Below are 9,054 nucleotides of genomic sequence, written 5' to 3'. Positions count from 1 at the left end.
GCATCCGCATCTTTGTAGGAGGTCAACTCTAGTTGGATATCATCTATCGCTGCTTGGAGCTTTTTGATGCTGGGGATGATAATCTCTGTAAAGAGACCTTTACCAGCTGTGTAGGCTGCTCCTGTCAACTCACCTGAGTCTAAAGAGGAAATCAGGTGGTCACATCCGCTGGATAAACGGTCTGTGACTTCATTTGCGACTCGGAGGTTGTTCGTCATGGCCTGAATCAATTCTTGGGATTCTTGTGCGCTGTATTTTACTCCCATGGTAGCCGATTCCTTTCCGCTATCAGTTCTTCTCTGGCTTCATCGAAAGAGCGACAAGCCTTTTTAGTTTGTTTTTCCAACGTATCCAGTTCCTTCTCTACATAAGAGTTGACCTGTCGCTGAATGGTTCTATTATCACTTTCGATTTGCTCTATTAGCTGACGAGAACTGGGTGAGAGAGACAATAGATTTATCATGCGATGGTGAATGCTCTGAATATCCGAGTAAAAGTTTGTCAACTGCTGTTCATATTGCTTTTTAGTTGCTCGGAGTCTGTCTTCCTTATCTTCTATCTTAACAATCTTACGCCAAATTTCTGTGCGCTTTTCTTCATTTCTATCTGCCATGCCTTAGTGACTCCATCTCTTAGCTTGCTCTATATCACGTTTTTCAATCCTATGAGCAATTTCTGGAAACTTATTTGCTTGGGTCAAAACAGCTGAACTAAAATCACTGACCGCCTGAAGCATTTGATTGCAGGTCTGACGTCCCGCTTCCATTCCAGTGATTCCAGATGTATATGAAAATTCCACCTGCTGATTTTGCTTGTCGCTCGTTTCATACCCGACCAACTCATTAATAGCCGCCTCTGCTGCTATCGTGCTAGATTTTATCTTTCCACCCATACTTCAAACTCCCCTTATTAAGTATATATTGACCATATCATAACATAAAAATAGTACGATTTCAAAATAAATTATAACGAACTAAAGGGCAATCTTATCCTTAAAAAAACTTGATCCTTCAGTAAAATATATTGATAGAGATGCTACTAGGAATTTTGAAAATCCGTTTTCTGATACCTTATATTTTGTGTTTACTGGGAAGTATTCTTATTATCAAGATTTGTCCTTCTCTCATTATAAAACGAAAAAGACAAACCCTAGAAAAATTCCTAGGGCTTGTCTTATACGTCAAAATGAGCTAAATTTTTACTGACTTTTACAACTCTGTCCGATTTTCAATAGCTCGTAAGAGTGTGACTTCGTCCGCATACTCGATATCTGCTCCCACAGCGAGGCCACGTGCTAGGCGCGTAACCTTGATCCCAGCTGGTTTGAGCAAACGTGAAAGATACATCGAAGTCGCTTCTCCATCTGCTGTGGCATTGGTTGCTACGATTACCTCTGAAACTTCACTATCCATAAGACGAGTCATAAGGCTCTTGAGATTGATATCGTCTGGACTGATACCATTCATAGGAGAAATAAGGCCATGCAGGACATGATAGAGTCCATGGTATTCTTGGATATTTTCCATGGCCGCCACATCACGACTATCTTCGAGAACTAAAATGGTTGTCTGGTCACGACTTGGATCGGTACAGATAGAGCAAGGATCGTCATCAGTCAAACGACCACAGATGGAGCAATAGGTCAGCTCTCTCTTAGCAGAAAGGAGGTTTTTGGCAAATTCATTGACATCGTCATCAGACATTCCAATCGTATAAAAGGCCAGACGTGTAGCCGTCTTAATCCCAATACCAGGAAGTTTGGAATAACTGTCAATCAACTTAGCAATAGGTGTTGGATAAAGCATGGCTTCCTTTCTAGTTCATTGGATGGTGTTGGTTATATAAATTGATAATGTCGCGAGCAATTGCTGGCCCAACATTTTTGGTTAAATTGGTATTATGAGGAAAGACTACTGCAACTGCAATTTGAGGATTTTCTGTTGGAGCATAGGCCACGGCATTGGTATTATTAGCTTCTTGACCACCAGCTACATAGCTTTCACCTGTACCGGTCTTACCACTGATAGAAACAGTGGCGCCATCTGAAAACGCCCGTCCTGTCGTAAGGGGACTAGTTCCATGCGATACTTGGTAAAATCCTTGGTGCAAGATACTCATATCGGAGTCGGATATATTGACCTTATTCATCTCTGTCGGTTGCAGTTGCTGAATCAAGTCACCCAGTCCTCCCTTATCATTATTACCATAAATGCCTTCAACAATACGAGGAGCCACACGAACACCATCATTTGCAATAGTTGCTACATACTGAGCCAACTGCATGGGCGTATAGTTATCAAACTGCCCAAAGGCATTGGTGATGTAATTAGCAAAGCTATACTCTTTGGGAACAAATCCAGTAGATTCATCTGGTAGGTCAATTCCGGTCGCAGCCCCCAAGCCATATTCGCCAAAGGTCGCACGAAGTTTTCCCATAGCTGTTTCCAAATTGCTGGTTCCAACAAACATATTTGGTTGATAGGTCTGGCCCATGATTCCAAGAGCGGTTTGAACCATGTAAGCATTGGATGAATACTCCAAGGCTTCCACAGCTGTAATAGGAAAAGATCCATATGCCAATTTATACCAAGAATAAATTGGAGCTGAACCTTGGAAAACAATAGGCTGATCTGTTAAGGTTTGGTTTCCTGATAAAACACCATTTTCCCAACCTGAGCTGATGGTAGCGGCCTTAACAACCGAACCTGGGATAAAGACATTGGTTACCGTTCCCAAGGAATCAGGAGTCAACTCTCCCGTTTTCAGGTCATGTTTGAGTCCTGACATAGACAAAACAGCACCTGTTTTTGGGTTAAGGGCGACTGCATACACACCCTCAGAATACTTGGCTCCACCATTTCCTAGCTCGGAATTGAAATAACTTTTCAGCAAAGCATCCACGCTATCTTGGAAGGCCAAATCAATGGTCAGCTTGATATTGTTTCCCTTACTACCTTCCTCAATTGTATCCACACTTTCCATGTTGCCATATTTGTCCAGATGGATTTCTTTTACCGAGCGTTTTCCTTGTAAGGTCTCTTCATATTGCTTTTCCAAATAGGAGGTTCCAACACGGTCATTTAGAGAATAGCCCTTTTTAAGATAGGCTTCTGCTTCTTCCGCTGGGAGACCGGCTTTTTCACTGGATACACTCCCTACTATAGAAGAAAGGGAAGTTTCCAAAATCTTTCGATCCCAAGAAGTAGAAATACTAATGCCAGGCATCTCCTTTGAAATAGAGGCAATAACAGCCACCTGAGAATCATTTAGAGGATCTGTCGCAATGGTTCCTGTCGCAAAGTTTCCAACAGCATTTAACTGACTAAAAAGATAGATTTCTTTCTTTTCATCCTCTGTATAGTTTAGTTGACTTGTTGGGACACTATCGACCGCATTGTTATACAGTTCTGATTCGGATAGGCGATTGCCATCTGAATCCAAGCGTTTCTCACTTGGGAGAGCTTCCACTGTTTTTTTATAGATTTCAGGATCAGCCAAATAGTAATCAGCCAGCTGGCGTTCTGTCAAATTTGGCGAACTGATGCTCACATAAGTCAGTAACTTTTTAGCTATTTCTTTTAAGTCTGTAGCCGTCATTTTATTGCTACGCGTAAAGGAAACAACCTGCTTTAACGTATTTTCTACCAAAGGTTTTCCACTAGCATCATAGATTTCCCCACGAGCAGAACTGGTTGTGACCTTGGTCTGACTAGCTGAGGCTAGCTTTTTTTCGTAAAAATCCTTGTTCAAAACCTGCATATACAACAAACGACCAATAATGGTCATAAAGAGTAAAATGACGATTGAAAACAATAAATTAAGCCGAATCGGAATCGAATGGCTGTTAAATTTTCTCATACAAATCAGTCTCATTTCTAACTTAAAATCTTACTCTTAATTGTACCACAATTTGAGCAGAAAATTATGGAAAAGAAAGAAGCTTTTTTTCGTTTTTACGGCAAGATACGTTTTTATTTATTCATCCCTATATTATATGTTATAATGAATGTAAAAGTTCAATAATCTAGCCTTTTTCCAATACGACTCATTTAAAGGAGCCTTCCCTATGGACAAACCAGATATCGCAACTGTCATTGATTCACATTTTGAAGAAATGACAGACCTAGAGCAAGAAATCGCTCGCTATTTTTTGCAAGCTGAAACGATTACAGATGATTTATCTTCTCAACAAGTCACCCAAAAATTACATATTTCTCAAGCTGCTTTGACCCGCTTTGCTAAAAAGTGTGGCTTTACTGGCTACCGAGAATTTATTTTCCAATACCAACATGAGGCAGAAAATCAAGCCAATCAAGTCTCCAAGCACAGTCCACTGACCAAACGAGTCCTCAGAAGTTATAGCAATATGAGGGAACAAACACAAGACTTGATTGACGAAATCCAACTAGAACGAATTGCCCAGCTAATCGAAGATGCTGAGCGTGTCTACTTCTTCGGAACAGGGAGTTCTGGTCTTGTTGCTCGTGAAATGAAATTGCGCTTCATGCGTCTGGGTGTGGTCTGCGAAGCTTTGACCGATCAAGATGGCTTTGCCTGGACAACCAGCATTATGGATGAAAATTGTCTCGTACTTGGTTTCTCACTTTCTGGCACAACTCCCTCTATTTTAGACAGTTTATTAGACGCTAAGGAGATGGGGGCAAAGACTGTACTCTTTTCAAGTGTTCCCAATAAAGATAGTCAGGCCTACACAGAGACCGTTCTCGTTGCTAGCCACAGCCAACCTTCCTATATCCAACGAATATCCGCTCAACTTCCTATGCTCTTCTTTATCGATTTGATTTATGCCTACTTTTTGGAAATCAATCGCGAAAGCAAGGAAAAAATCTTTAATAGCTACTGGGAAAATAAAAAACTCAATGGCTATCGTAGACAAAAACGTGTAAGAAAATCCTAGTTTGGTTAAACCAAACTAGGATTGTTTTGTTTTGAAATGATAATAAGCACCCAACATACCTGCCGTATTTTGGTGATGGGCAAATTCTAATCGTGTTTTTTCAGCAAGGCTTGGCACCAAAGCCTCTTTCAAGGCTTTGCGGATCTTTGGTTTGAGGATAGCCTCTTGTCCCATGATACCGCCACCGAGAATGACCACTTCTGGATTGGCAACGTAGCAAATATTTGCCAGACCTTTTCCTAGATAGTCTACCATTCGGTCAATACCAGCCATGCAGATTTTGTTGCCTTCAGTGGCTTCCTTAAAGATACGTCGACCATTCCACTGGTCAACTGGATCTCCATGACCTGCTGCTACATACTCCACCAAGGCTGTTGTAGAGGCCAAATCTTGGAAATCTCCATCCTGCATATGCATATAACCGACTTCACAGGCTGAATTGCTAAATCCATGGAAGACTTTCCCATCCATAATCAAGCAACCACCGATACCGGTTCCAATGGTTAAGCAAAGTGTCACACTCGCTCCCTTGCCTGAACCAGATACTGCCTCAGCCAAACCTGCACAGTTGACATCATTTTCAATCTCACAAGGAATATTAAAGCTAGTCTCTATTTCCTTTTTGAACTGGGTGCCTGCGTAGTTAGGAATTTGAGGCCCAGCGTAGAAAATCTCACCCTTGTCTGGATCCACCATTCCTGCAGAAGAAATGGCAACACCTGCTACTAGGCCTTTTTCTAAATAGCTGGCTACGATATCTTTGGTCTTTTGTAAGATATGTGGTCCACCCTTATGCGCCTCTGTTGGCATTTCATGCGATTCAACAAGTTGGCCTTCTTGGTCAATCAAACCATATTTGATGTTGGTTCCACCTATATCAATTGCAACATAGTGTGTCATAAATACCTCCTTATGGATTAGAGGAAGCGCTCCTTGGTTTCACGAATCAAGGCTGCAGCTGCTTCTACAACTGGACGATCTTCTTCAGTCACTGGTGTCAATGGTGAACGAACAGAACCAATATTCAAGCCTTCATTGATCTTCAAAACCTCTTTGATGACACCGTACATATTTCCATGTGCAGCAGTCAATTTGCCAATGATTGCATTGATAGCGTATTGCAATTCACGCGCTGTTTCCAAATCTTTGTCAGCAATCAATTGGTTGAGTTTCAAGAAGAGTTCTGGCATGGCACCATATGTACCACCGATACCAGCTTTAGCTCCCATGAGACGACCACCTAGGAACTGTTCATCTGGACCGTTAAAGACGATGTGGTCTTCTCCACCAAGGCTGACAAAGGTTTGGATATCTTGAACTGGCATAGAAGAGTTCTTAACACCGATAACACGAGGATTTTTCAACATTTCTGTGTAAAGACTTGGAGTCAAAGCAACCCCTGCCAATTGAGGAATGTTGTAAATCACGTAGTCGGTATTTGGAGCTGCAGAACTGATATCGTTCCAGTACTTAGCAACTGAGTATTCTGGCAAGCGGAAATAAATCGGCGGAATCGTTGCAATCGCATCTACTCCTAAGCTTTCAGCATGACGAGCAAGTTCCATACTATCCTTGGTATTGTTGCAAGCTACGTGAGCAATGATGGTCAATTTACCTTTGGCAACTGCCATGACTTCTTCCAAAATCAACTTGCGGTCTTCAACGCTTTGGTAGATACATTCACCGGAAGAACCATTGACATAAAGACCTTGAACACCTTTATCAATGAAGTATTGCACCAAGGCACGCGTACGCTCTGGACTTACTTCTCCTTGATCATCATAACATGCGTAGAAGGCTGGAATGACACCTTCGTATTTTTTTAAATCTGACATAGATTTTCTCCTAAGTTTTCTTTTTTTCTGCTAACAGCAGGATTTATTCTTTACGTGTTTAGTATACACCTTGTGAAAAACGCTTTCAATATCTTGTGTACACTTAGATTTTAGTTTCGATATGAATTTTGAAATGTTTAGGGCTTGAAAGTAGTTTCATAGACAAGCCATGCTATTGGTATTTTGCGAAAATTTTCTCCATCAATCCAGTCTGGATAAAGACCAAGAGTCCAAACCCAAAAAGCAGGAAGGCTGAGCCACCTAAAAGCAAACTGAAGGCGGACAGATAAAGAACCATCACAATGAGAAAGAGAATGGCTAACATAAGGAAGAACCAAGGAAAGTTAAAACTTGCCAAGATAAGTCCTTTTTGTAAGACTTCTTTCCAAGTCAAATCATAGCGTGCAGCTATGGGATAGCTAGCCAACATCACGATAGTGAGGAAGATAAGAATACCTAGACAAATAGCTTTTACCATTTGGAAAGGCATAGCTGTCTGACCCCAGAAGAGATAGAGGTCTAAAAGACTCAACAAAACAATGCCCAACTCAAGCAGACCTAACTGAAGACCTAGTTTCAGATTTTCCTTGAAAGCTCTTAGATAGATTTTAAAGACAGGTACACGTCTGCTCTTCTTAATCTCAAACATAGTCTCGTAGAGGCTAATTTTAGCTACTCCAATCGTCACGATGGGCAAACAAGTGACGACAAAAAGAAGATTGGCTGTCACGATATCCAAGACCTTCTCACTAAAACGCATGAGAAAGTTATCTGTATCAAATGCTGCCTTGATAAGGCTTACTCCTTTTTGTGCCATGTTTGCTCCTCCTGATTTTTTAATCAATCAAAATTTTAAAGAGATATTTGCGAACCTTCTCTTCCATACCTGCATAGCCATTTGGCTGGTGAGGTTCTCCTGGGAAGAAAATCGCAAAATTGTGATAACCCAACAAGAGTGGGTAATGTTCATGACAATGAACAAAGCCAATGTCACTTGCTTCGTCGAATGCTACTGCCTCGTCTTTGATACGTGAACCGTAGCTCGAATATTCATGTCCTTCTACCAGCAAATGCAAGTCTGCATAGTTCTTATGATGCTCAAATTGATCATTTTCAGCTTGATTGAGGACATTTTCCTGAACAACTAGAAAGACTTTATCTCCGTCAATCTCATACTTACCTAGTTCAAATGAATCTTTACGATGCTGGTAGAGATAATCGATAGCCTTGTCTAGATTGGGATGAATCCCTTTGTAAAAGGTGATGTTTTTCAAATCATCAAAAATCATACTCTTTCCTTCGTTTCTGATAGTTAACTAAAATCATTCTTAAGTTTATAAGTGTCTAACAAAATCTCTAAGGTAAGCAAATACCCAACATTTTGTAGACACTTATAACTCTATATTTCCATAGTATGTCAAGACCACTTCCGCAATCTTGATATACTTGTTTACTTTTCTTATCCTTTAACAGCTCCCATAGTAATACCTTGAGTGAAGGATTTTTGGAAGACTAAGAAGACTGTTACGATTGGAACTGCTGCAAGAGCGGCACCCGCCATAATCAAACCATAGTTGGTTGCCATTTCAGCCTGCATAGTCGCAACACCGAGTGAGATGGTCAAGTTGTTACGTGAAGTCAACATAACCAACTGCATGAAGTAGTCGTTCCAAGTGTTGATGAAGGTAAAGATTGCAAGGGCTGCAAATCCTGGTTTCACAATTGGAAAGGCTACACTCCAGAAAGTACGAATCTCACCACAACCATCGATTTTAGCTGATTCAAGCAATTCTGTAGGGATATTCTCACTGAATTGTTTCATGAGGAAGACCCCGAATGGCCATCCAATCAAAGGCAGGATAACTGCCCAAAGAGTATCATGGATTCCCATGAAGTTGACGATACGTACCAATGGTACAAGGACAACTTGTTTTGGAAGTGCCATGGCTGCAATGAAGATTGCAAATAGAATGCGTTGCCCATAGAAACGTTTTTTAGCCAATACATAACCTGCTAAAGAAGAGGTCGCACAAACTAAGAACATGGTTACCAATGAGATAAACACAGAGTTCCACATCCACTGCATAGCAGGATTTTGCACCATGAGTTGTTGGAAGTTTTCCATTGTTGGCATTTTAGGGAACCATTGTGGCGGAATCATAATGGTGTCAGGCTGTGATTTGAAGGCACCTGTCAAAATCCAGTAGAATGGAAAGATGAACAGCACGGTCAACAAGAGCAAGATAATAGTTGAAATAACAGTGAAGGCTGTTAAAGGTTTCTTTTGTGTAGATTGCATAG

Annotated in this window: 10 protein-coding genes and 1 pseudogene; 1 reads left to right on the top strand and 10 read right to left on the bottom strand. The window is 41.0% G+C overall.

Annotated features, from left to right (window positions below):
* The 5 genes and pseudogenes from FJN11_RS10690 to pbp2b form a co-directional block, all read right to left on the bottom strand.
* Nucleotides 1-266, bottom strand: a pseudogene (locus FJN11_RS10690) (LXG domain-containing protein); the annotation flags it as partial.
* Nucleotides 257-613, bottom strand: a complete 357-nt coding sequence (locus FJN11_RS10685) for a TraB/GumN family protein (RefSeq protein WP_140224670.1) — start codon at nucleotides 611-613, stop codon at nucleotides 257-259. The gene FJN11_RS10685 and the pseudogene FJN11_RS10690, both read right to left, overlap by 10 nt.
* Nucleotides 614-616: 3 nt before the next feature.
* Nucleotides 617-892: a hypothetical protein gene (locus tag FJN11_RS10680; protein ID WP_049491527.1), complete on the bottom strand. Its 276-nt coding sequence runs from the start codon at nucleotides 890-892 to the stop codon at nucleotides 617-619.
* A gap of 316 nt (nucleotides 893-1,208) precedes the next feature.
* Complete coding sequence (recR, locus tag FJN11_RS10675) at nucleotides 1,209-1,805, bottom strand: recombination mediator RecR (RefSeq protein WP_000966748.1); 597 nt, start codon at nucleotides 1,803-1,805, stop codon at nucleotides 1,209-1,211.
* 10 nt (nucleotides 1,806-1,815) lie between these two features.
* Complete coding sequence (pbp2b, locus tag FJN11_RS10670; RefSeq protein WP_012972469.1) at nucleotides 1,816-3,873, bottom strand: penicillin-binding protein 2B; 2,058 nt, start codon at nucleotides 3,871-3,873, stop codon at nucleotides 1,816-1,818.
* Nucleotides 3,874-4,066: 193 nt separating this feature from the next.
* On the opposite strand from pbp2b, the gene FJN11_RS10665 reads away from it, so the two are divergent.
* Complete coding sequence (locus tag FJN11_RS10665) at nucleotides 4,067-4,918, top strand: MurR/RpiR family transcriptional regulator (RefSeq protein WP_050240947.1); 852 nt, start codon at nucleotides 4,067-4,069, stop codon at nucleotides 4,916-4,918.
* 15 nt (nucleotides 4,919-4,933) lie between these two features.
* On the opposite strand, the gene FJN11_RS10660 is transcribed toward FJN11_RS10665, so the two are convergent.
* The 5 genes from FJN11_RS10660 to FJN11_RS10640 form a co-directional block, all read right to left on the bottom strand.
* Entirely contained in the window at nucleotides 4,934-5,818 is an 885-nt protein-coding gene (locus FJN11_RS10660; protein WP_140224669.1) for an ROK family protein, read from the bottom strand.
* A gap of 17 nt (nucleotides 5,819-5,835) precedes the next feature.
* Nucleotides 5,836-6,753 carry a dihydrodipicolinate synthase family protein gene (locus FJN11_RS10655; protein WP_001281495.1) on the bottom strand — a complete coding sequence of 306 codons (918 nt, stop codon included), beginning with the start codon at nucleotides 6,751-6,753 and terminating at the stop codon, nucleotides 5,836-5,838.
* 172 nt (nucleotides 6,754-6,925) lie between these two features.
* Nucleotides 6,926-7,570 carry a DUF624 domain-containing protein gene (locus FJN11_RS10650; RefSeq protein WP_140224668.1) on the bottom strand — a complete coding sequence of 215 codons (645 nt, stop codon included), beginning with the start codon at nucleotides 7,568-7,570 and terminating at the stop codon, nucleotides 6,926-6,928.
* Nucleotides 7,571-7,589: 19 nt separating this feature from the next.
* Entirely contained in the window at nucleotides 7,590-8,042 is a 453-nt protein-coding gene (locus FJN11_RS10645; RefSeq protein ID WP_000575448.1) for a NanQ anomerase/TabA/YiaL family protein, read from the bottom strand.
* Nucleotides 8,043-8,212: 170 nt separating this feature from the next.
* Nucleotides 8,213-9,052, bottom strand: a complete 840-nt coding sequence (locus tag FJN11_RS10640) for a carbohydrate ABC transporter permease (RefSeq protein ID WP_001192119.1) — start codon at nucleotides 9,050-9,052, stop codon at nucleotides 8,213-8,215.
* Nucleotides 9,053-9,054 lie beyond the last annotated feature (2 nt).

The organism is Streptococcus symci, from assembly GCF_006385165.1.
GTDB classification, from domain to species: domain Bacteria; phylum Bacillota; class Bacilli; order Lactobacillales; family Streptococcaceae; genus Streptococcus; species Streptococcus symci.
The sequence above is the reverse complement of the archived record's forward strand: the minus strand, read 5'-3'. Positions and strand labels throughout refer to the sequence as shown.